The sequence below is a fragment of the Caballeronia insecticola genome (genome assembly GCF_000402035.1).
Classification (GTDB): Bacteria; Pseudomonadota; Gammaproteobacteria; order Burkholderiales; family Burkholderiaceae; genus Caballeronia; species Caballeronia insecticola.
Genome location: NC_021288.1, coordinates 413,919 through 438,579 on the forward strand (window position 1 = coordinate 413,919; position 24,661 = coordinate 438,579).

Annotated in this window: 13 protein-coding genes; 8 read left to right on the plus strand and 5 right to left on the minus strand. The window is 61.7% G+C overall.

Annotated features, from left to right (window positions below; translation table 11 throughout):
• Positions 1-105 precede the first annotated feature (105 nt).
• Positions 106-1,299, plus strand: a complete 1,194-nt coding sequence (locus tag BRPE64_RS22715; protein WP_160167945.1) for a HEPN-associated N-terminal domain-containing protein — start codon at positions 106-108, stop codon at positions 1,297-1,299.
• 603 nt (positions 1,300-1,902) lie between these two features.
• Here BRPE64_RS22715 and BRPE64_RS22720 read toward each other — a convergent pair.
• Positions 1,903-2,274, minus strand: coding sequence for a YciI family protein (locus BRPE64_RS22720; protein WP_016347219.1), 372 nt, complete (start codon positions 2,272-2,274; stop codon positions 1,903-1,905).
• Positions 2,275-2,701: 427 nt separating this feature from the next.
• The gene (gene phaP / locus BRPE64_RS22725; RefSeq protein ID WP_016347221.1) at positions 2,702-3,268 is read right to left on the minus strand and encodes a TIGR01841 family phasin; all 567 of its coding nucleotides are present in this window, start codon (positions 3,266-3,268) and stop codon (positions 2,702-2,704) included.
• Positions 3,269-3,874: 606 nt separating this feature from the next.
• On the opposite strand from phaP, the gene BRPE64_RS22730 reads away from it, so the two are divergent.
• The 4 genes from BRPE64_RS22730 to BRPE64_RS22745 all read left to right on the plus strand — a co-directional run bounded on the left by BRPE64_RS22730 (position 3,875) and on the right by BRPE64_RS22745 (position 9,645).
• On the plus strand, positions 3,875-5,857 hold the full coding sequence (locus tag BRPE64_RS22730; RefSeq protein ID WP_044043079.1) for an acyl CoA:acetate/3-ketoacid CoA transferase: 1,983 nt from the start codon (positions 3,875-3,877) through the stop codon (positions 5,855-5,857).
• A gap of 63 nt (positions 5,858-5,920) precedes the next feature.
• A complete protein-coding gene (locus tag BRPE64_RS22735) occupies positions 5,921-7,585 on the plus strand; it encodes an acetolactate synthase large subunit (protein WP_016347223.1) in 1,665 nt (554 codons plus the stop codon).
• Complete coding sequence (locus BRPE64_RS22740) at positions 7,582-8,709, plus strand: zinc-dependent alcohol dehydrogenase family protein (RefSeq protein WP_016347224.1); 1,128 nt, start codon at positions 7,582-7,584, stop codon at positions 8,707-8,709. The genes BRPE64_RS22735 and BRPE64_RS22740 overlap by 4 nt, the downstream gene beginning before the upstream one ends.
• A 72-nt stretch (positions 8,710-8,781) precedes the next feature.
• Positions 8,782-9,645, plus strand: coding sequence for an alpha/beta fold hydrolase (locus tag BRPE64_RS22745; RefSeq protein WP_051180538.1), 864 nt, complete (start codon positions 8,782-8,784; stop codon positions 9,643-9,645).
• Positions 9,646-10,359: 714 nt separating this feature from the next.
• Here the strand turns inward: BRPE64_RS22745 and BRPE64_RS22750 are convergent.
• Both BRPE64_RS22750 and BRPE64_RS22755 read right to left on the minus strand, forming a co-directional pair.
• On the minus strand, positions 10,360-11,787 hold the full coding sequence (locus tag BRPE64_RS22750) for a DEAD/DEAH box helicase (RefSeq protein ID WP_016347226.1): 1,428 nt from the start codon (positions 11,785-11,787) through the stop codon (positions 10,360-10,362).
• Positions 11,788-12,307: 520 nt separating this feature from the next.
• Positions 12,308-19,612 (minus strand): non-ribosomal peptide synthetase, encoded by a 7,305-nt coding sequence (locus BRPE64_RS22755; RefSeq protein ID WP_084675798.1) that lies wholly within the window; start codon positions 19,610-19,612, stop codon positions 12,308-12,310.
• A 484-nt stretch (positions 19,613-20,096) separates the two neighbouring features.
• Between BRPE64_RS22755 and BRPE64_RS34095 the strand changes: the two genes are divergently transcribed.
• Positions 20,097-20,393, plus strand: coding sequence for a lysozyme inhibitor LprI family protein (locus BRPE64_RS34095; protein ID WP_408608265.1), 297 nt, complete (start codon positions 20,097-20,099; stop codon positions 20,391-20,393).
• Positions 20,394-20,584: 191 nt separating this feature from the next.
• Here BRPE64_RS34095 and BRPE64_RS22765 read toward each other — a convergent pair whose 3' ends face one another.
• Positions 20,585-21,241 (minus strand): FadR/GntR family transcriptional regulator, encoded by a 657-nt coding sequence (locus tag BRPE64_RS22765; RefSeq protein WP_016347229.1) that lies wholly within the window; start codon positions 21,239-21,241, stop codon positions 20,585-20,587.
• A gap of 181 nt (positions 21,242-21,422) precedes the next feature.
• Between BRPE64_RS22765 and BRPE64_RS22770 the strand changes: the two genes are divergently transcribed.
• Positions 21,423-23,207 (plus strand): gamma-glutamyltransferase family protein, encoded by a 1,785-nt coding sequence (locus BRPE64_RS22770; RefSeq protein WP_016347230.1) that lies wholly within the window; start codon positions 21,423-21,425, stop codon positions 23,205-23,207.
• A gap of 27 nt (positions 23,208-23,234) precedes the next feature.
• Positions 23,235-24,644: an MFS transporter gene (locus tag BRPE64_RS22775; protein WP_016347231.1), complete on the plus strand. Its 1,410-nt coding sequence runs from the start codon at positions 23,235-23,237 to the stop codon at positions 24,642-24,644.
• Positions 24,645-24,661 lie beyond the last annotated feature (17 nt).

The window sequence follows — 24,661 nt, forward strand, 5'->3', positions numbered from 1 at the left end:
AGCCATTTACTCCCTCCTCAACGCGAAGAGCCGGATCCAGCTTGTGCGCATGCGTACCTTCGACCAAGGCCAAAGTTAAAATCGGGCACGATAACCGAGCGGCTCGTGACTGTGAGCCACCTTCCGTATCTTTCAATAACAAAAACTGGGCGATTTATGAGTTCCACTTGGTACGTCTGCTCTTCATGCTTTGCGGATCCTGATATAAGGGCGTGGATCCGCAGCGAAAACGGCCCGAGAGGTTGCGATGCCTGTGGCGGGTATGACTCGCCCACGACGCAGCTCGGAGAGATTTGTGAATTTATTGAAGGCCACATAGAGAAGTTCTGGGGCCGGGCTGCGGAACAATTGCCGTACGAGTCGGCAGAAGGTGGGTATCAAGGCAGCACGTGGGACACGGCCGAAATAGTTTTCGAGGACATCTGCGTCGAACTACCGCGAGATAAAACTGGCCGTTTGTACAACGCGATCGTTCATGCGCTGGACGACGAGGTCTGGTGCGACTATGACTGGCTTAGTCTGGATGAAGACGTCGCGCTAAAAACGAGCTGGGAAAGATTCTGCGAGATCGTAAAACATCAACGCCGGTTCTTCTTTCACAGCCTTGGCGGCAACGACGAGGACAGGGATTCGTACTCGTGTGGTTCGCTGCTGCGTGCGATTGCGCAGATGAGTGACCAACTTGGGCTAATTCGGAAGTTGCCGCCGGGAACTTTGCTCTGGCGCGCGCGACCCGACATCAAGCGAGGTAAGTCGGTTACCTGGCGCGACTTCGGGCCACCGCCAAAGGAGTTTGCCAATCAGAGCAATCGCATGAATCCACCTGGCATTCCAATGATGTATGTCGCGTCTTCCGCAACTGGTGCGACGAAGGAAACTAGGGCTACCTCTTCACGGGTTGGCTGCTGGCGCACGTTGAGAGAAGCGCGGATTCTCGATCTGCGCAACTTGCCGGCGATTCCAGGACCGTTCTCGGACGCAACGCGTCAAGAAACCCTGGGATTGCGTTTTTTGAACAGCTTCGCGAAGGAGGTCACAAGTCCGGTTGCTAGAGACGATCGCGTGCATGTCGAATATCTACCTTCGCAAGTGGTGTCAGAGTTCCTTCGGGACTTCGAGTTTCAAGATGGGAGGCTCGACGGGGTTGCTTACAAGAGCGTTGTCGACCCGCGGACATGGAACGTTGCGCTTTTCGTTGAGACTTCCGCCTTACGCGATGAAGAAGAGCCACGGCCCGCGAGCGCTTGGTCGGAGCCTCCGACGCCGTGGCTCCGGTTCGTGCGCGCGATCCGCACCTAGTCGAGGGGCGGCGAAAAGCTCGTGTCGAGCAGTGTCATGCGTTCGCTGTCGACTTCGGTGACCTTCAGCGCTACCACTTCGCTGGCGCGTAGCCGACGCATTGCAGCCGTTCCAATGGCCGAATTTACCACTCGTTGAAGGATGGCTCGTGGCCGGGCGGAGACGGTGTCACCCGCAATTCGCTCGCAAAATATCGGTCATTGAACGAGGGCAGATGGGTCCTCGTCCATCCGAATTGGACGGCGATCTCGACCGTCCCTTCATGGCCGGTTGGGTGAGGTCGCCAGTGGCCGCTTAGGAGTGCCTCAATCTTCAAAACGCGAATTTGGGGCGCTGACCGGTCTGGAGAGAGTTGTCCGACCGCAATGGGTCGAATTGCGCCGCACACCATCCTCGCAACGCCTTCTTCAGAAATTTTGCCGCAGCCACCACGCTAGGCTCTGCGAAATCTGAATGAATGAGACTTGCGCGATCTGAGACGCAAATTCGTTGAACGCGCTGGCCTGAGCGGCCAGCATCGGACATCGCCGCGCTGACCCTCAACACAGTGGCGTCTGTGATAAAACGACCGCAACCACTTTCCAGAAAAAGCCTTCCCAATCCTCATCGAGCCAGATAGAAATCCAACGGTATAAGCTCCACAGCCCACCCGCCTTCTTCGCCGAGTGTGGCAGCCGGATGCATGGACGCGATGCGCAACGCCTCGTCAGGGCTGTCCGCCTCGATGATGAACAGGCCTCCCACGACCTCCTTCGCCTCGGTGTAAGGCCCATCGGTGACGCGCGTCTCTCCGGTGCGCGGGCTAAGCGTTTTCCACTTGTCCAGATCGCCGAGCGAGGCGGAAACAAGCACCTTGCCGGTAGCGCGCATCTTCTCGTCCAATGCCGGGCATTGGCTCACCAGTTCCTTGATGTCGTCTGGAGCCATCGCGGCGAATTTTTCGGGGGTGAAGTAGGCCAAGCCGAGGTATTTCATGGGAGATCCTTTGAATGGGTTTCACTGACGACGAATCAGATGATCGAAAATCGACGTTGCTCGCGCTAATTTGTCGCGGGGTCCCGCCAGCCTGTCGTTTTGAGCCCGAAATACGATACCCGATTGCAGTTTGAGCAGGGCTCGCGTTGCGTTTCCTTGTCGTCATCCCTTTGGCCTGAACGGCTGCTTGCTGTGTTCGAGACGATCCGCAAATCCACGGCTGCATCGATCTTGCGCAGCAAGTTCCTCACGCGTCACCATCCCGAACTCGTGCCGGGCTGGCCTCGGTTTCTTCAGCATGAGCGTCGTTGAAACGACAAAGCCCTGGCCGAGGCCAGGGCTTTGTCCGCATGCGAGAACCCGCTCGAAAGCGGGTTTGTTATTGTCTTCGCAGTGGCTTACCGTGCAACTGCTGGATCGCAGATGTTCAGCGCTTTTGATTCGCCTTGTCCGCCGACTTCGTCGCGGAATCGGCGCCGGTGTTAATGGCATCGGTCGTAGCTGAGACAATAGCCTGAGTATTCTTCGCCACGGCATCCGCCGCGCCAGCAGTCGCCTCGACGGATGCTTCGGTGGCTTGCTTGAAGTTCGTCTCCAAGGACACAGCGGCTTTCTCCTGCACCTCGGATGCGCTATCGGCCGCGGTCTTGAAGATCTCGTTCATGTGACCGCCGTATGAGGCAAACTGGCTTTGCGCCTCTCGCGCCACTTCTTCGCCCGTTCCGGAAACAATCGCGAAAAAATGCCGCCGATATGACGCTGCTTTTTCCGGCACTTGCGTCAGGAATTTCGATTGCCATGCGCCCGGGTCACTCGCATTTTCCGGCGTCGGGTTGCTTACACCCTCGTTTTCAGAAACAAGCGTCCTAATGGTTTGCACATTAAGTTCCGTCAGCTTTTGAAAACCGTCCATATATTTATTGGTCAAACTCATCAAGGCCTGGAAACTAGCTTTTTGAAATGATGCTATCTGCTGCTGGGGAAAGAAGAACATGAATTACTCCGTTTGGGTCTGCACAGATTCGGCATTTTGATTGAGGCGTGAGGTTTTTGTTGCGCCGCACGATAAAATTCATGCTACAGCATCGCCTTGAATGGTCAAGCCTTATCTAATTTATTCAAATATCGCCTTCGTCACCCGTACTTTTTACGCCGCCCTATTTTATTTCCGCTTTAATTGAGCAGAGAAGGGCAAAACGACCGATCAGGCCGGAAGAGCTTGGCGCCGCTGAGTATGTGGAGCGCTTTGACACCGAGCGCCGCAATATTCAGACGAGAAACCACGGATCTGTTTAAAAGAAGAATTAGCGGGAAAATAAAAATGGTTGCTTGACGCCAGGCGATACTACCGTATGATGACCTTAATGGTGCAATGCAGCAAATTTCATTTTCTGACCTTCCTTTTTGTGAAAGGGGCGCGAATGGATTTCTTCGCAAAGTCTTCGTCGCCTGCTACGGACGAGCTTTATCACTCAGCAGTCGCCATTTTGACCGGCCCTCGTTCATCGACGCCTAATCCGCATTCAGCCGGTTGAGTTTTTCACGCTCACTCTGTCGACCGCGTTTTGGCATGCACGGGCAATTACTCGAGATCCTCGCCATGAAAGACAAGATCGTGACCGCTGATGAAGCGATCGGATTAATTCGCGATGGCGATGCCGTCTGCTGCTCGGGTTTCGTCGGTATCGGTACGCCGGACGAACTCATCATCGCGCTGCAACGACGTTTCGAGAGCACCGGCGCGCCGCGCGATCTGACCTTGGTGTTCGCCGCCGCGCCGGGTGACGGCAAGGATCAGGGAATCAACCGGATTGCGTTGCCGGGGTTGATCAAGCGGGCGATCGGCGGACATTGGTCGCTGGTCCCGAAGCTCGCCCGGATGGCCACCGACGATCTGATCGAGGCCTACAACCTGCCGCTCGGCGTCATGTCGCATCTCTACCGGGACATTGCGGCTCACCGGGCGGGGACGCTCACGCAGGTCGGCCTGGGTACGTTCGTCGATCCGCGTCACGGCGGCGGAAAGATCAACGCGTCCACGACCGAAGAGCTGGTCAGCACGATCGAGATCGACGGCAAGACCTGGCTTCTCTACAAAGTGTTTCCGCTCAAGGTCGCGCTGATTCGGGGGACGACGGCCGACCCCGAAGGCAACATCACGATGGAACGCGAAGCACTCGTGCTCGACGCGCAGGCGGCGGCGATGGCCGCGCACAATTCGAACGGTCTGGTGATTGCCCAGGTTGAAACGATCGTTGCAAGCGGGACGCTCGATCCGCGAGCGGTCGTGGTTCCGGGCATTCTCGTCGATCGCGTCGTGCTGGCGCGTTCCGGTGCTCAACCTCAGACCTATGGCACCGCATACAACCCCGCGTTCTCGGCTCAGACGAAGGTCGCGGTCGGCACGATGGGAAGTCCGGTTCTCGACGAGCGAAAAGTGATTGCACGCCGATGCGCGTTCGAGTTGCCGATGGGTGGCGTGATCAACCTGGGCATCGGCGTTCCGGAAGTCGTCGCGGCCGTTGCGGCGGAAGAGCGCCTGCTGAGCCACTTGACCTTGACCGCGGAGCCGGGCGTCATTGGCGGCGTGCCTCAGGGAGGACTGGATTTCGGCGCGGCCATCAATGTCGATGCGCTCCTGCATCAGAACCAGCAGTTCGACTTCTACGACGGAGGCGGCCTGGACCTCGCTTGCCTCGGCATGGCCGAAGTCGATCGTCGCGGCAACGTCAACGTCAGCCGCTTCGGGCCGCGACTGGCGGGCGCCGGCGGTTTCATCAACATCAGTCAGAACGCGCGTTGCGTCATATTCGCGGGGACTTTCACAGCGGGTGGTCTCGAAGTACGCGTCGAGGACGGGCGCCTTGCGATCGTCAGGGAAGGGACGAAGAAGAAATTCGTCGATTCCGTCGAGCAGATCACGTTCAACGGATCGCTTGCGGCCGAGCGCGGTCAACCCGTGCTCTATGTGACCGAGCGGTGCGTCTTTCGGCGCGTGCCTGAAGGGCTCGAACTGACGGAGATCGCGCCGGGCATCGATCTCGAGCGGGACGTATTGGCTCATATGGATTTCACGCCGATCATGCGCCACGTGCGGTTGATGGACCCGGGCATCTTTCTGCCGCAGTTGCTGGAGCTTTCGTCGATCCTGTTCGAACGGCAAGTGCGCAACCGGCTCAGCTACGACACCGAACGAAACACGCTGTTCGCAAACTTCGAAGGCATCGGCATTCGCTCGACGGAAGACATCGAGAGCGTGCGCCGCGTGATGCAAGCGCTGTGCGAAGGCATCGGCCACAAGGTGTCGCTGATCGTCAATTACGACGGCTGTCGCCTCGACGAACCGATAGCGGAGGCATACTTTGCGATGGCGCGGCAACTGCAGTCCCGCTACTACTGCTCGGCCACGCGGTTCACGTCGAATGCGTTCATGCGCATGAAGCTGGGCGCCGCGTTCAGTGAGCGCGGCGACGCATCGCGGATTGTCGGGAGTCGCACGGAAGCCAGCGCGTTTGTCGTCGGCCGCAGCGAGAATGCTACGCGCGAACCGATCGCCGACGCCGCGCGATACATCCATGATTGAGTCCGCCGCCGCGCAGCCGTTCTCACCCACACACTGCAGTTTGAAGTTGCAAGGAGACTGCCGATGAAAGCTTCCGATCTTTTCGTGAAGGCGCTGGAAAACGAAGGCGTCACGCGCATCTTCGCGGTGCCCGGCGAAGAAAATCTCGACGTCGTGGAATCGTTGCGAGGTTCGAGCATTCAGCTCGTCGTGACGCGGCATGAGCAGTCGGCGGCCTTCATGGCGGCGACGCATGGACGTCTGACTGGAACGCCCGGCGTATGCATGGCGACACTCGGCCCCGGCGCGCTGAATCTCGTCACGGGCGCGGCCTATGCGAAGCTCGGCGCAATGCCGATGGTACTGATCACCGGCCAGAAAGCGATCATGACGTCGCGGCAGGCGCGCTTTCAGATCGTCGACATCGTCGCGACGATGAAGCCGCTGACCAAAGCGTCGCGGCAGATCGTGAGCGGGGCGAGCATTCCGACCGTCGTGCGAGATGCCTTCCGGCTGGCCGCGGAGGAGCGTCCCGGTCCCGTGCATCTGGAGTTGCCCGAGGACGTGGCCGCCGTCGAGGTCAGCGACGATGTGACGATCGTTCCCTTGCATCCCGTCGAACTCCCGATGGCGCACGATGCCGCCATCGAACGCGCGGCTGCGTTGTTGATGCAATCGGAACGGCCGCTCGTGATGTTCGGCGCGGACAGCAACCGGCCGCGGCTCGCGGGGCAGTTGACCGACTTCATTCGGCGCACGGGCATCCCGTTCTTTAACACGCAGATGGGCAAGGGCACGGTGGCGGCCATCGGCAGCAACGAAGCCACCGAACTCTGGATGGGCACGGCCGCGCTCAGCGAACGCGACTATCTGCACGAGGCGATCGACCAAGCCGACCTGATTCTCGCGATCGGCCACGACACCATAGAAAAGCCGCCGTTCATCATGGGGCCGAAGGGGCCCAAGGTGGTTCATATCGGCTACACGCCGGCCAGCGTCGAGCAGGTGTTCTTCCCGCATGCCGAAGTCGTGGGCGATCTGGGCCTGAGCCTGTCACGGCTCGCCGGTCTGGTGCAAGGCAGGCTGCCGAACGCCGCTGCCCTGGCGCCGTTGCGCGAAGGCATCCTCAAACGCACGCTCGACCGCGCCGACGAATCGCGCTTTCCGCTGACGCCGCAACGCATTGTTCACGACGTGCGCGAGGTCATGCCCGCCGAGGGCATCGTGGCGCTGGACAACGGCATGTACAAGATCTGGTTCGCGCGCTGTTATCGAACGCGCAATGCCAACACGCTGTTGCTGGACAACGCGCTTGCAACCATGGGCGCGGGGCTGCCGTCGGCCATGATGGCCGCGCTTCTCTATCCCGGCCGCCGCGTGATGGCAGTATGCGGCGACGGCGGTTTCATGATGAACTCGCAGGAACTCGAGACCGCTGTGCGGTTGAAGCTGAACCTCGTCGTATTGATCATCCAGGACGACGCCTACGGCATGATTCGCTGGAAGCAGGCGGTCGACAGCTTTGCCGATTGGGGTCTCACATTCGGCAATCCCGACTTCGTCAAGTATGCCGAGGCCTATGGGGCAAAAGGGCGGCGCATCGAATCCGCCGATGGGCTGGCGCCGGCGCTGGAGTCGGCGTTCGAGGAGGGCGGGGTACAGCTTGTCATCGTCCCGGTCGATTATTCGGAGAATGGTCGCGTACTTGTCGAAGAACTCAGAAACCGCGTCACGGAGATAGCGAAATGAAGATCAAGGCAGCAGTGCTTCAGGAAATGGGGGCGGCCACGCCTTATGCCGATACGCGTCCGTTGAAGATCGAAGAAATCGATCTGGCGCCGCCCGGCCCGGGCGAAGTGCGGATCAAGATCGCGGCGGCGGGCCTGTGCCACTCCGACTTGTCCGTGATCAACGGCGACCGGCCGCGCCCAATGCCGATGGCGCTCGGGCATGAAGCCTCGGGCGTCGTCGAGGAGCTGGGGGCGGGCGTCACGGACCTTCAGGTTGGGGATCACGTGGTCGTCGTATTCGTGCCGAGCTGCGGCCATTGCGCGCCGTGCGCCGAAGGAAGGCCGGCCCTGTGCGAACCGGGCGCGGCCGCGAACGGCGCAGGTACGCTGCTTTCCGGCGAGCGGCGTCTTACGCGCGGAGGAAAGGCACTGAACCATCACCTCGGATGCTCGGTATTTGCCGAATATGCAACCGTGTCGCGCCGCTCGGTCGTGAAGATCGATCGCAGCGTTCCGCTCGACGAAGCCGCGCTCTTCGGATGCGCGGTGCTAACGGGCGTGGGCGCGGTCGTCAACACGGCGCAGGTGCGCGCGGGCGCATCGGTGGCGGTGATCGGGCTGGGCGGCGTCGGGCTGGCGGCGCTCCTTGGCGCGCATGCGGCGGGCGCACGGCAGATCATTGCAATCGATCTGTCGGATGCCAAGCTGGAGCAGGCACGCGCGCTGGGCGCGACGCACACGGTCAACGCGGGTCATGACACTGCGCTGGAGCAGATCCGCGAACTGAGCGCGGGCGGCGTTGAATTCGCTTTCGAGTTTGCCGGTTCGATTCGCGCGCTGGACCTGGCGTACCGCATCACGCGTCGCGGAGGAATGACCGTCACGGCGGGTCTTCCACCTTCGACGGCGCTGTGGCCGCTGCCCGCGGTCAGTCTCGTCGCGGAAGAGCGGACGTTGAAGGGGAGTTATATCGGTACGTGCGTGCCGTCGCGCGACATTCCGCGCTATGTCGATTTGTATGCGCAGGGCCGCTTGCCGGTGAACAAGCTGTTGACGGGGCGTCTGAAGCTCGACGAGATCAATCGCGGTTTCGACTTGCTGCACGAAGGCAAGGCGATTCGGCAGGTGGTGGTGTTCGACTGAGCGTCGGACTTTGAACGTTGATCTGCGCCGCGCGCCCTGAGCGTGCGCGCACTGCCACTGGACACGAACGCGATGCAGCCACGGCTGAAACAGGTCTCCGTGCTCGGACGTGGCGGCTTTCACAAGCTTGCGTACGTCGAGTGGGGGCCGGCGAAAGCGGAACGAACCGTCATCTGTCTGCACGGAATTTCGCGCACGGGCCGTGACTTCGACATGCTGGCCGCAGCGCTGGCGGAGGCGGGCGTGCGAGTTGTCGCACCTGATTTGCCTGGTCACGGACGGAGCGACTGGCTCGAATCCTCCGCGCACTACACGGATCGTGCCTACACTCGTGCGCTAACGACGCTGATTGCTCGCCTCGACGTCGAACAGGTCGATTGGATCGGCACCTCGTTCGGCGCGCATATCGGCATGCTGATGGCGTCGGAACCGGGGACGCCGGTGCGTCGACTCGTGCTCAATGACTTCGGTGCGCTCGTCTCGGCTGCCGCATTGCGCCGGGTCGGTGTTTATCTGAAGCGCTCCTGGCGTTTCGCTTCGATCGACGAAGTGGACGCGCATTTGCGCGAAGTCCACGCGATGTTTGGCACACTCAGCGATGCCCAGTGGCGTCATCTTGCCGAGCACAGCGCAGTCCCTGACGGCACCGGCGGCTTTCGGTTTCGCTTCGATCCCGGCATCGGCCTGCGGTTCGCATTTCCCATCTGGCTGGACGTGGATCTATGGCATGTCTGGGAGAAGATCGGCGGCCCGGTGCTCATCCTGCGCGGCGAGCACTCGGACTTGCTGGCGCGGAGCACCGTGGGTGCCATGCTTAGGCGCGGGCTGGCGTCGAGCGGTGGTCGCGTGGCTGCCTTCGAATTTCCGGACTGCGGCCACGCGCCGGCCCTGATGGACGATGCGCAGATCGCTGTCGTCAAAGACTACTTAACATGACATGGAGGCTCGTCGTGCAGATTGGTTTGCACGTGCCTGCAGCTACCCGCAGGATCGCGCTCTGACCAGTGTCATCCGGTTACGCGCTCGTCACCGTCTGCGTATTCGTTTTCCCAGCGAGCCGTTCGTTTTGAACTGATTCCAAATCTTCCAGAGCGAATTCGGATAGGGCGTGCTATCTGCGAGCATTCGAGGCGAGCGCAAAGCAGTATTTCGGGACGACACGTTTTCGGTGAAGGCCGGAGTCTGCAGCGCCCAGTCTTTCAAGCGTGTCTGCGTCCACGTCGTGACGGTTATCGCGTACAGATACATTGCGGATGCGTCAATTGCCAGAGTCTTTGATCGTTTCAGCGTCGTAGGCGGTCAAGAGCGGCCGCAGGTACTCTTCGGCGTGCGCTTGTGGAAGTTCAGCGCGGCGAATTGGGCGTGTGCTTGGTCGGTGAGGGAATCTGGGTGTCGCTTGTTTTTAGCCCTTACTCATGATTTAACATAATATAATGTATCAACTTTTTAGAGTGTAGCGGCCAAGTTGAAATGTCGCCTTTTGACTTCATTCAAAGTGCGAAGATCCGGATAACCGCTTCACGCGCGTCTTCTCTTTCTACCGCTAGCTTGATAGCGCCGGAAATTTACGTAACCTTCGCCACCCTGATCCGGGGCTCCGAGCAAGATCCTCCGAAGTGCAGCCTGCTCCAGCGCCGACATTACTCCGGGTTAGCGTTTCGTCCGGCCACCCGCGGTTTTGCCAGCCGGTGTGCGTGAACCCGCACCTGACTTGCTCGCAGATTTGCCGCGGGGTTTTTGCACGCTGAATGGATTACCGCTGGCCACGCTTGTGCCTTGACCCGCGCCCTCAGCGCGCTGCGCCGGAGGCTTGCGCCTATTTTCGCCAGTTCGCGGACCAGCCTTTTTGCTGAGCGCCGTCGAAGTTTGCAGCACTTTCGGTTTCTTAGGCTTTTTGGGTTTCTTGATGATCTGCCCCGTCGCGCTGGTTTGCGGCACGCGGTGTTCGGCTTCGAAACCCGGCTCTTCTTCACGAGGCAGCGTTTGCCGGATCAGCGCTTCGATCGCTGCCAGTTGCGGCGCTTCATCGGCGCACACGAGGGACACCGCCACGCCGCTCGCGCCCGCGCGGCCGGTACGGCCAATACGATGCACATAGTCTTGCGCCACGATCGGCAGATCGACATTGATTACTAGCGGCAGGTCGTCGATATCCAGTCCGCGCGCAGCGACATCGGTCGCCACCAGCATATTGACTTCGCCTGTCTTGAAGCGCTCCAGCGCACGCAGGCGCGCGGGTTGCGGTTTGTCGCCGTGGATGGTGTCGACCGCATAGCCCGCTTCATCCAGCATGGCCGCAAGGTAATCCACGCCATTGCGGGTTTTGACGAACACCAGCGCGTGCTCCCACTTGTTCTCGGCCACAAGGTGCATGAAGAGGTCCGGCTTGTTCCTTTTATCTACCGGCACCACCCATTGCTTGATGTTGCTGGCCGCGGCATTGGGCGGGCTGACGCTGATATTGACCGGGTCGCGCAGAATGCTCGCCGCCATGTCGCGGATTTCATCAACGAACGTGGCCGAGAACAGCAGCGTCTGGCGTTGCGCAGGCAACGCAGCGAAGACGGCGTCGAGTTCGCGCGCAAAGCCCAGATCGAGCATGCGGTCGGCTTCATCCAGCACCAACGTTCGTACTTGATCAAACTGCACTGCGTTCTGGCGATTGAGATCCAGCAAACGGCCCGGCGTGGCAACGAGCACATCCACGCCTTTGCGCAACTTCATCATCTGCGGGTTGATGCTCACACCGCCGTAGGCCGCCAAAAATCGTAAGTCGAGGCCTTTGCCGTAATCGATGAAGCTTTGCAGCACTTGTTCAGCCAGTTCACGCGTGGGCACCAGCACCAGAACACGCGCGCGGTTGCTGGACACCGCTGGGCCGTGCTGCACCAGCCGTTGCAACAGCGGCAGCGCAAAGCCCGCCGTCTTGCCCGTGCCGGTCTGTGCGGCAGCCATGACGTCCTTGCCAGCGAGCACAACAGGAATCGCCTTGGCCTGCACCGGCGTAGGTGTCTGGTAATTGAGGCCCTGCAAATTACGCAGCAAGGGTTCGATCAGGCCAAGCGAGGCAAAAGACATACACGCATTCCGGGCGAAAACCCCGATTTTAGCGGTTCCCGCGCGGATTGCGCCGCGCAGATGTCTCGAACCAGACGGGCAAACCGTTCGTTCTATCCACGTTGTCGATGCGTCCGTGCGGCATCGCCGGCCATTGGCTTCTTGAAGGCAATCGGGCGGCTAGCGGAATGCTAGTAAATCAGAGACCGTGCCGAGACCCTGATTAGCCTGAATGCGAGGAAGCGCCGTCGCGGCCCTCACTTTGCCTTCGCGATTTTTTTCCCCTGGTGGAAGGAGCTTCTGCCGCTCACGTCCACGAGCCTTCAGTTGGGCAGCCCCCATGATCGTTCTGTCAAAGCGACACGCCACATCCGTTTGAGACGTGGTGTTCCGTTTTTCAGGTCAATCATCGCGAGAATAGTTATGTCTCGATACAAGCCCCTCTCGAACCCGGTCGCTTTACCGACCGGGTTTTCCATTTGGCACCGTGAGCACGGCCGTCTCAACGCCAGAGACCGTTCTCCTTCGCTTCAGCGGCGCTTTACAAGTGCGCCGTCTCGGCCTCGCTTCCTTCGGTGCTCAAGAAGCCTTCGGCGCGCAAGTAGCGCAAATAAACCCCGATCAGCCGTGAGTAATCGACGCTGAGACTCACGTCGGCGCTCGCCAGGCGGCTAATCGTGCCGATCTGCTCGACAGGCATGTCGTGCCAGGTCAGATCGCCCGTATAGAAGTCGCGCAAGAGCGCGAGCCCATTCGCGGAATCGATCGTGGCGAGCCGCTGCTTCCACGCGTCCGGCGCCTCCGGCATTGCAACGAGGCCCGATTCGCCGAGCACCTCGAACCATTCTCGCTGCGCCATATATTCCGGGTTCTGAAGATTTGCAACCGAGAGCCCTTCACGCGGATGCAACGCGAGCGCGCACAGGGCGCGGGCAAGCACATCGACCGGCGTCATTTCGACGGTTTGCCCCGTCGCCGGATAAGCGCCGAGTTGAACGCAGCCCTGATTGAACAGCCAGAAGTGATTGTGCTCATAGTTGCTGAAGCCGCTTTCGCTATGTCCCGTCACATTGCCCACGCGCGCGACGGTCGCGGGCAGACCGTATGCGCGACTGTACGCGGCCACGCGTTGCTCGCTCACCCACTTGCTCAGCAGATAGCCATTGTCGGACAGCGGGCGCGCCGCATCGATACGCTCTTCGACACGCTGCGCGTCTTCGAGCATCATCGGCACGGACATGGTCGAGACGAAGCACACAGGTTTCTTGCGTACGGAAAGCGCCAGTTGCAGCAGCGCTTCCGTTCCGCCGACATTTGCCGCCTTGAGACTGCCGTAGCCATGCAGGTGATGCACGAGCGCGCCACAGTGCAGGATGGCATCCCCTTCCTCGGCGAGCCGTCGCCAGTCGGCAGCGGCGAGCCCGAGTCCGGCGAGACTCAGGTCGGCGCCGATCACTTCGACACGCGAGAAGTCGATCGCCAGTCCCGCAGCGCGCGCTTCCTCAACGATGCGAGCGAGTCCGTCCGCTGGACTGGCGGCGCGTTGCAGACAGAACACCTTCCCCACCCGCCGGCTCAACGCGTCGAGTAGATGAATGCCGACGAATCCGCTTGCGCCAGTCAGGATCACGCTGTTGATAGCCGACGCATTCCGCTCGCCCCACGCGGGCAGCGTCGTGTCGATCAGGGCGAGCGGCGCGGCGGCATCGGCCACAGCGCGATCGATATCGTCTGCGCGGTCGTTCGCAGTCAATCCGGCAATCGTCGGCGCGCGATAGAAAGCGGGCATCGCGAATTCGAGACCTGTTTCGGCGCGAACCCGGGCGTGCATGCGCATGGCGAGTATCGAGTTGCCGCCAAGTCTGAAGAAATCATCTTCGCGGCTCACCTGCTCTAGCTTGAGCAGCGCGCACCAGATCGCCGCGATGTCGCTTTCGACGCCCGCTCGCGGCGGCTCGCCGTTCGACATCGCAGACGGTGCCGGCAGCGCCTTTCGATCGATCTTGCCCGAGCCCGAAATCGGCAAGACCGCGAGCTCTACGTAACGCGCGGGCGCCATGTAAAGGGGCAACGTCGTCGCGATCTGTCGACGCAGCGTTTCTTCATCGACGCGCGTCCCGGACTGCGGCACATAGTACGCCGCGATGTATCGCTGCTCGCCTTCTCCCTGAACGCTGCACGCGGCGCTTTCCACGCCAGGCACGCTCATTAGCTGGTGCTCGATTTCGCCCAGTTCGATGCGAAAGCCTCGTAGTTTGATCTGCGCATCGTTGCGACCGAAATACTCGATCGTTCCATCGGGCAGATAGCGGCCCAGATCCCCCGTGCGATACATGCGCGCGTACGGCTTGCCAGCGAAGAGATCGGGCACGAAGCGGCTCATCGTGAGCGCGGTTTCGTTCTGATAGCCGCGCGCGAGATTATCGCCGCCGATGCAGATTTCCCCCACGCAACCGGGCGGCGCAAGCTGGTCCTGTGTGTTCAACACGTACACGTCGTAGCCCGGCAAGGGCTTGCCAAGTACGCGAACGCGACCTTGCGGCGTGATCTGGCCGCCGGTTGCCATGACAGTCGCTTCGGTCGGACCGTAGAGTGAAAGCAGGCGCGTATGTGCGGCCCACCAGCGCGCAGCGGTTTCGTCCAGCGTATCGCCGCCGAAGGCAAGCATCCGAAGGTCGGGAAGCGGTCGCTTCGGCAAGCCCTGTAGCAGCACGGGCGCGAGAATGGCGTGCGTGACGTGTTCACGTTCGAGCAAACGGTGCAGCATGTCCGGATCGCGTCGAGCGTCTTCCGGTGCGATGATCAACGTGCCGCCGTGAAGCAGAGCGATGAACATCTCCAGCACGCTCGCATCGAAATTGGTCGACGCGACCAGCGTGCTGATGCATCCGGGACCGTATCCGAGGAGGGACGCGGCGCCATCGATCATCCGCACCACGCTGTGATGCTCGATCAGCACGCCCTTGGGTTTGCCCGTAGAGCCGGAGGTGTGAATGACGTACGCGAGCGCGTTGGGCGCGACTATCGGCAGCGCGTGCGGCATGCCGGATCGATCACGCGCGAGTTCGTCGGCATCGACGCACTGCAGATGCGCGAGATCCGCGGCGGCGAGGCTCGCACGACCCTGCGCATCCGCGATGCATGCAGTCAGCGAGCAGTTCGCCACGAAGTGCTGCAACCGTTCGGCGGGATAGGAAGGATCGAGCGGAACGTATGCGCAGCCGGCCTTGAGCACGCCCATGATTGCGGCGATCAGAAGCGGTCCTTTCGCCATGGAAAGTCCCACGCATGATCCCGCCGGGACATGTGAAAGAAGCTGATGCGCGATCCGGTTGCTGAGGACGTCGAGTTCGTCATAGCGCAGGGATTCATCGTTGAACCGGATGGCGACGTGCTCGCCCGCGCGCGCGACGACCGATGCGAACCGTGCCGGTATCGACATCGCCGCTTCCGTCATCGGCATGCCGTGCGAAAAGCCGCTCAAGAGCACGCGTTGGCGCTCGTTCAGATAGGACAGTTCGCCGACTAGTGCGTCGGGTTCGTTCGCTGCGGCATCGATGAGCGTCGCGAGCACTTCGGTCATGCGTTCGGCCGATTGCGCCTCGATGAGCGATCCATCGAATTCCAGGCGGCCGTCGATGCCGCCATCCGGATTCGTATAAAAAATTGCGGAGATGTCGACTTTGGACGTACGCGACGGCAACTCTTCGACGGTGACGGTTCCATCGCCGATGCATCCATTCAGATCGATGCCGCTTTGCAGACTGAACAGCGTGTTGACCGCGCCGATGTCCGCGACGCCCGCCTCATAAGGCGTGGCCAGCAAATGCTCGCGGTCCGCAAGCATTTGCGCCTGCACGGCCGAGACCAGATCGCCGAAGCGCTCACGCGGATCGATGCGCATCGTCATGACGGCCATCGACACCAGCATGCCGTAGAGCGTTTCGCTGCCGGGCACATCGCGTCCGGCTTGCGGATAGCCGCTTGCGAGCGTGGTCTGATCGGTCAAACGCCACAGCCACACGAGGTGCAGCGCGAACAGCACGGGCGAGAGTGTCGTGTTGCGTGTCTGCGCGATACGTCGCAGCTTGTCGGTCTGCTCGCGCGTGAGACGCATCGTCAATGCGCGGTTGGCGTTCGGCGCGCGGGTGCTGGCGTCGAAAGGCAAGTCGACGCGCAGCGGCACGCCCGCGAGCTTGTTCGACCAGTAAGCCTGAGCGCGGGCAACCGGCTGCGAGTCCTGCATGCGCGACATCCACGCGCAGTAGTCGAACCAGTTCAGCGCCCGATCGTCGAGCGGCTTTCCTTCGTAGAGCGCCGCAAGCTCCTCGAGGAGCAACTTCAGCGACCAGCCGTCGAATATTGCGTGATGGATGGCGAACAACACCGTGCTCACCCCGCTTTCGACATCGATCAACATGCGGGCACGCCAGGGTGGCGCGTCCGCCAGGCAAACGGGCGAGGCAAGACAGGCGTCGAGTTGCGCATCGATGCTTTGCGCCGTCGCGCTTTCGAGCGGGATCGACACGTCGCTGGCGGGAGCCGGCATCAGCCGGACGCCGCCGTCGATGTCCGTGAGGCGTGCGCGGAAAAGCGGATCGCGCGCGAATAGCCGCTTGAGCGCTGCGTGCAGCGCGAGGGGATTCACTTCACGGCTGAAATCCGCGCGCACGACGATGTTGTATGCGTTGTCCGCGGGGTTATGACGGGCCCGGTGATAGATCGCCTGGGCGATGCCGCTCATGATCGGTACGCCGCTTCGTGCGTCGATACAGGGGATGAGAGGCGGCAATGCGTCGTGGTCGTCGAGCCCTTCGCGAAGCGCGCGGCAGAACGCGTCGAAAGCGGGATGCGCGAGCAGCAGTCCAGGCTTCACATTCGCGCCGAGCGTTTCTCCGATGCGCTTGCACGTGAGCGTGGCGAGCAAGGAATGTCCGCCTGCATCGAGAAAATGGCTGCGTTCGTCGATAGACTCGACGGGCACGCCCAAGGTCGCCGCCCACGCGCTTTGCGCCGCGCGTTCGAGCGTATCGAAGTCGCGCCCGGCCGCGCGCGCCGACGATACGTTGGGCGCCGGCAGCCGCGCGCGATCCACCTTGCCATTCAGATTGAGCGGCCACGCATCGACGGGAACGAGAAACGCCGGAATCATGTACGACGGCAGACGCGTTTCGAGGCGTCGCCGCAATTCCGTAGGCGCCAGTCCACTCGCGCCGTACCACGCGACGAGCGCGATACTGCCTTGATGGGCATAGGTGCCAACGCAGACCGCGTTCACCTCGGGTTGAGCCGCGATGACATGATCGACCTCCGAGATTTCGACGCGATAGCCGCGTACCTTTACCTGGAAGTCGTTGCGGCCGAGAAATTCGATATCGCCATTTGGCAGAAAGCGACCGAGATCGCCGGAGCGGTAGATTCGTCCGCAGCCGTCGGCATCGTCGATGAACTTCTCCGCCGTCAGCTCCGGGCGCCGCAGATAGCCCCGCGCGACCGATGGGCCGCCGATACAAATCTCCCCGATGCCGCCGAGCGGCACGCCACGCCCTTGCGCATCGAGCAGATGAATGGCGTAGCCCGGCAACGGGCGTCCCAGCTCATTCGCGAGCTTGCGGCCGCCGAACGTGTTTTCCGTCGCGAGCACGGTGGCCTCGGTCGGGCCATAGATGTTCGAAAGGCGCACCACGGCGGACCAGAACCGGACGGTGTCGTCGTCGCTGGCTTCGCCGCCGCACATAATCGTTTTCAGATCCGGTAGCGGACGGCGTGGCAGCAGGCGCAGCACCGCGGGCGGAAGAAAGGCATGCGTGATGCGCGCGTCGCTGAGAAACCGGAACATCGCGGACGGGTCTGCGCGCACCGAGTCGGGCGCGACGATCAGATGTCCGCCATGCGTCAGCGGGTTGAATATCTCAAGCACGCTCGCATCGAAATTGACCGACGCGAATTGCAGCCAGCGCGCACCCGGCCCACGGTCATAACGACCTTCGAGCGATGCGATCATGTGCGCGAGCATGCCGCGCTCGATCACGACGCCCTTCGGCTGGCCCGTCGTGCCCGACGTGTAGATGACGTATGCGGCGTAGTTCTGATCGGCGTCGCGGCACAGCGCCGTGTTGGCCACGCCCGACGATGCTGGCGCGAGCATGTCCTCGATGCGAAGCACCGGGCAATCGAACGTGGCGCGCACGCGCGCCTCGCTGGCGGCGTCGGTGATGACGGCGGCGAGCTTCGCATCGGCCGCCATGAAGCGCAGGCGCTCTTCGGGCATGAGCGGATCGAGCGGCACATAGCCTGCGTTCGCCGCCAGTACGCCGAGTATCGCGGGCACGATGCGCGCGCCGCGCGTCACGCAGATGCCGACCAGCGCGTCTGCCGCGACATGCGGCGTCAGGGCAGCGGCGATTCGCGCGGCCTCGCGAGCCACTTCCGCATAAGTGAAACACGCATCGGGGCCGCTGACTGCAGGCGCGTCGGCGTATCGACGTGCGATGTCGTCGAACTGCGCGAGCACGTCGCGCGGCGGGATGGCGAGCGACGCGCCGTGAGACCATCCACGCCGGCGCGAAACCAGCTCCGGGGTATCGAAATCGATCTGATCTATGGGCGTGTCGAGTTGAGCCGCGAGACTTGCCAGCAGCGCCAGATAGTGCTCAAGCGCCAGCGCGAGCCCGTGCGCGGATTCCCGATGACGCACGTTCACGTCGAGCGAGATCTCGTCGTCCAGACGCATGTAGATGGCCGTATCCTCGGTTTCAGGCCTCCGCGAAAAGCGCGCGAGGAAAGTGCTCGCGTGGCCGTCCAGACGAAGCGCATCGAACGGCATGGTCTCGCGCTCGATGAGCACGGTCGTGGCGCTGCCGTACTCGTGCTGCACGCGCCTGAGTTCGTCGAGCACGTCGCCTGCGGGAATATTCGCGTGAAAGTCAGCCAGTGCGAATCTCGACTTCGCATGCAGGAGAAACTGCCGCAGTGTCATGCCCTCTTCGAAGTCGCTGCGAATGAAGCGCACACGTTCGTCGTAGCCGATTTGCCCGAGTGACTGCCGCTGGCCACGCCGATGGTGCGCCGTGACGATCACGGACTGACGCGCAAGCTTCTGCAACAGTACGTGCAGCGATGTTTGCAGCAAAAACTCGATGCTCAGGTCAAGCGCGCGGGCCTGCTCCCGAAGTTCGCCGGAAAGCGCCTTGCCGAGCGGCACGGTGAAGCTCAATTCGCCCGCTTTCCCTTCAATGGAAGGCGGCTGCCATGCGAACGCGCCATCGCCCAGTTCGCGCACCCAGAATGCGAGGTCGCGACGCCAATTTTCCGGCTCGAGCGATGCACGTTCGGCGTCGAGGACGGTCTGCTGGTCGAGGCTGATATCGGCAGGCAAGGCGCCGTCGTTGTACGCGCGGGAAATCGCGGCGAACAATGGCTCGAGCGAGAAGCGATCGAGCAACGCCCCGTGACAGGCGAACACCAGAAAGCTCTGTGTCTTTCCGCGAAGCAGGGTGATGGACCAGGGCGCGCCCGCATCCATGCGAAATGGCTGTGCGCAAAGGGTTTCGATGATGGGTGTCGCGCTGACTTCGTCTCCGTGCTCGATGTCGATGATCTCGAGTTCGGCGAGCGCGGTCTCGTGAAGCAGATAGCGCGGCCCGTCCTCGCCATGGACCATGCGCCAGCGCAAGGGCTTGCAGTGCTGTGCGAGCAACGCTAACGCGTGCCTAAGACGCTCGCCATCCGGGGTGCCTGTGAGACGAAATACCGCACTCAGATTTTGAGTTTCAGCCGATTGACTTGCGGCGCGGGATTGCGTGCGAGAAAGCGACAGCATGTCAAATTTTATTTTTGGTTTCATTACATTTGCACTACGAATTAAATTGTCGATGCATCGAAGAGATCACCGGCTTTGGCCGGCTGGCAGAATCTCTTTGATCATGGAATGGAAATGCGCGTTGCTACTGATCTAGCGAGATGCAATAAGTTCATCGTTCTTCTCGGCCGAACAGCTTGCAGCGATTCGGCCGATTGCGCCCGGCCGCACCGCTACAAGCGTCACCGGCGTGTATGACGAAACAACGATCATCCGATAACGGAACTGCCAAAGCCACCGCATCGGCAGATCGCAATTTCCGACCCAATGTGGGATAGTCCACGCCCGACCCCTATCCGCCGATCGCAGTCGGATACACGCCTGGGTCAAGTCCGATCAAACACGCTAAAACCCGAGGAATTCTCCAATGCGTCTTGCTGTTCTTTGTGCTGTGATGCTTCTATCAGTATGTCAATCCACTTTGGCAAAACAAGCCGACTGCATAGATAACGCAACGACTCAAATGGCAATGAACGACTGTGCTGACGCGAAACGGAAAGCGGCAGATGACAAGCTCAATGCGACATATCGTGCCCTTCTTTCGAAAATTAGCAAGGACGGCGCTGAGAAACTGCGCACTGCCCAGCGCGCCTGGATCACGTGGCGCAACGCACAGTGCGAGTTCGACACGATGGGTACCCGCGATGGCAGCATCAATACTACGGTCTACTTGATGTGCGTTGAAGATCTCATCCGGGCGCAGACAAAGCATCTGGACGCCCAGTTGCACTGCAAGGAGGGCGACCTGTCGTGCGGTAATCAGTAACGCATTCATGACGTGCGCGGGAGCGACAACCACCATCGCTCCGCTCGGCGCTTGCAGAATATCCGGCCGTCCGTTCTTATCGTTGCCGATCGCTGTCCATACAGCGGCTTTCAGCTCCACAGCCCGCCTGTCAGTCGCCGCCCGCAGTACATCTGAATCGCGACACATCATTCAGGCACCGCCCGTCGCCCTCACTCTCGTTGAGCCGGTATCCGCCATTGCACGTTCAACAGATGGTCGCGCATGCGCGCGGCGGCGGTCGCGCCGTCGCGCTTGATCATCGCTTTCACGACAGCCTGATGCTGCTCCGCGAAATGCCGCCGCGTGTCCTGATCGGCGGTTTTCTCGCGCGCGGTCGGCTTCATGCGCATGCCGTTCACCACCTCCATCAGCGCGATGATCGCCGGATTGCGCGTGGCCTGCGCAATGAGCAAATGGAAGCGATGATCCCACTGCTGCCACTCGTCGTCGTCGCGGGCCATGGCGTTGCGCCGCGCGCATTTTTCCAGTTCCGCGAGATCGTCCGGACTGGCCTTGCTCGTCGCCAGTTCGACGAACGCCGGTTCGAGTACCAGCCGCATTTCCGCGATATCCGCCGGGCTCGACCCCGCGCGCAGACTGCTGAGCGACGCCGAAAACTTCAGCGGACGCGTGCCCAGATACGTACCGCGCCCGACCCCGCGCCAGACTCGCCCCGCCGCTTCCAGCGACGCGAGCGCCCCACGCAGATCGCGCCGGCTCACGCCCAGCGCCTCGGCGAGGCTGCGTTCCGATGGCAACGCGTCGCCGTCCTTTAGATTGCGCTCCGCGACATAGCCGAGCAGCCTGTCGAGCGTAAGATTTTCCATGACCTTGCTCAGTGAACCATTGTTTATTGGTTCAATCTAGCAGATTGCCGACCGAACGGCGACGATTGCTTTACTTTTTCTGTTGGCATACCCTGAATCAATAGCTACGATTTCACGCGAAGTCGTACGCATCGATGTCATTCGAACCAATGTTCAATGGTTCGCCAAACGGACAACAGCAATGAGTTTTACGACACGACCCGAACTGATCGGCACTTTCGGCATGGTGGCATCGACGCACTGGCTGGCCAGCGCGTCCGCGATGGCGGTTCTGGAAAAAGGCGGCAACGCGTTCGACGCCGCCGCGGCCGCCGGTTTCGTGCTGCAGATTGTCGAGCCGCATCTGAACGGCCCCGGCGGCGAGTTGCCCGCCGTGTTCTACAGCGCGAAGGACGACCGCGTGCGCGTGCTGTGCGGCCAGGGCGTGACGCCCGCTGCCATGACCATCGATCGGATGAAGGCGCTGGGCCTCACGGTCATGCCCGGCACCGGTCTGTTGCCCGCCGTCGTGCCGGGCGCATTCGGCGGCTGGATGACCTTACTGCGCGACTACGGGCAGTTGCCGCTGGAAGACGTGCTGAGCTATGCCATCGGCTATGCGGAGCACGGCTATCCGGTGCTGCCGCGCATGACATCGTCGATTCTCGCAATCCAGGATTTCTTTAAACGCGAATGGCGCACGTCCGCCGAGCAATGGCTGCGCGACGGTGAAGCGCCGCGTCCCAACCATCTGTTCGCGAATCCCGCCATCGCTGAAACCTATAAGCGCATTCTGCGCGAGGCGAAGACGCACGGCGACCGCGCGGAGCAATGCGAACGCGCGCGCCTCGCGTTCTATCGCGGTTTCGTCGCGGATAGGATCGATCAGTACTTCCGCTCGACGGACGTGCTGGATACATCGGGCCAGCGCAATCGCGGTCTCCTGGATGCATCGGATCTCGCGGGCTGGGAAGCCACGTACGAAGACGCCGTCTCCTACGAATACGAAGGCTTCATGGTCCACAAGACAGGGCCGTGGGGTCAGGGTCCGATGTTCCTGCAACAACTTGCCTTGCTGAAGGGCTTCGATCTCGCGGGCATGGACCCGCTTGGTCCCGACTTCGTGCACACGGTCATCGAATGCGCAAAGCTCGCGTTCGCCGACCGGGACGTCTTCTACGGCGACCCGAACTTCTCCGACGTGCCGATGGACACGCTTCTGAGCGACGCCTACAACGACGCACGCCGCCGGCAGATCGACCCGCGTCGCGCATCGTTCGAATTCCGTCCGGGCAATCTGCTCGACAGCGAGGCGCGCGCCGCGAAGATCCTGGCCAATGCGGGCCGTCAGCAACCGGGCGGCTTCGGTCAGGGCGAACCCACGTTCGCGCCGTTGCCCGAGTTGCGCGGCGACACGGTGCATCTCGATGTCGTCGACCGTTGGGGCAACATGGTGTCGGCGACGCCTTCGGGCGGCTGGTTGCAGGCATCGCCCGCGGTGCCCGGGCTGGGCTTCAACGTGACCACGCGCGGCCAGATGTTCTGGATGGAAGAAGGACTGCCCTCGTCGCTCGGGCCGGGACGCCGTCCGCGCACCACGCTCTCGCCGACGCTCGTCACCCGCGACGGCAAGCCGTATGCTGCGCTCGGCACGCCCGGCGGCGATCAGCAGGATCAATGGTCGCTGCAACTGCTGCTACGGCACGTTCACTTCGGCCTGAATCTGCAAGCCGCCGTGGATTCGCCTTCCTTCCAGACTGCGCACTTCCCCGGCTCGTTTTATCCGCGTGACATTCAACTCGGCAAGATGTCGGCGGAAGGCACCTTTCCGCAAGCCACGCTCGATGCACTACGCGCGCGCGGCCACGACCTCACGGTCGCCGAACCCTGGTCGCTCGGGCGCGTATGCGCCGTGGGCATCCGCCACGGCCTCATGCGCGGAGCCGCCACGCCGCGCCAGATGCAGGCATACGCCATCGGGCGCTGACGCAGCATCCATCGGAGAACATCGATCATGTCCGCTGTCGCCGCCCGCCTCGAACGGCTGCCGCTATCCGGCTTTCATCGCAAGCTGCTGATCATCGGCGGGCTCGGTTATATGTTCGACGGACTCGATTCGTCGTCGCTCGCGTTCCTGCTTCCGGTCGTCAGCAAGCTCTGGAACCTGACGAGCGCGCAGACCGGACTCGTCGCGAGCAGCACGTATATCGGCTATTTCTTCGGCGCGTTCCTCTCGGGCGTGCTCGCGGACATCATCGGCCGCCGCCGCATCATGATGAGCGCGCTCGCGATCTATTGCGTCGCGTCGCTCGCGAGCGCCACCGCCAACGACTGGCATACGTTCTTCGCGTTGCGCATCGTCGCGGGCTTCGGTTCGGGCGCCGAAACCGTCGTGATCGCGCCGTTTCTCGCCGAATTCGTGCCGCGCCGCTATCGCGGCATGTTCTGCGGCGCACTGGTGGGCTTCATGTCGTTCGGCTATCTGAGCTCGTCGATTCTCGGCTATACCGTCGTGCGGAATTTTCCGGACGGCTGGCGCTATCTCGCGGTCATCACCGCCCTGCCCGTCGTCATGCTGCTGTGGTGGCGGCGCACCCTGCCCGAATCGCCGCGATGGATGGAAAGCCAGGGCCGCGTCGCCGAGGCGGGCAGCATCGTCGACGACATCGAAGCGTGGTATGCGCAGCACGGCATCGCGCTCGCCCCGCTGTCTTCCACAGGCGCGATTCCGTCCGCAGCGAAGAGCAGCGGCAGCGCGTGGCAGAACGTAAAGACACTGTGGTCGAAGCGCCTTGCGGGCACCACGGCCGTGAGCTGGCTGATGTGGTTCGCCGTAGCCTTCGCGTACTACTCGTTCTTCTCATGGATTCCGAGCCTGCTCGTCAAGGAAGGACTCACGATCACCAAGAGCTTCGGTTTTTCCATCGCCATTTACGGCGCGCAAATCCCGGGCTATTTCTCGGCGGCGTGGCTCAACGAGAAGATCGGGCGCAAGGGCGTGGTGGCGTCATACATGACGCTCGGCGGCATCGCGGCGATCATGTTGTCGCTGTCGCATACGGGCATGCAGATCATCGCGGCGGGCATTTGCCTGTCGTTCTTCATGAACGGCGCGTTCGCGGGCGTCTATGCGTACACGCCGGAAATTTTCCCGACTGCGGTGCGCACGACAGGCACGGGATCGTCGTCCTCGTTCGGGCGCATCGGCTCGGTGAGCGCGCCGATTCTCGTCGGCATCGTGTATCCGTCGTTCGGCTTCTTCGGCGTGTTCGCAATGACGACCGCCGTGCTGCTCGCGGGCGCGTGCGTCGTGTTCTTTCTGGGCATCGAGACGCGTAATCGCTCGCTCGAAGACATCGAAATCAACGGCGCGACCGATAGCGACGCACGCGAGCGCCTCGCCTCCACCAACCTGGGCCGCTGAGCCTTCACGGATACGAC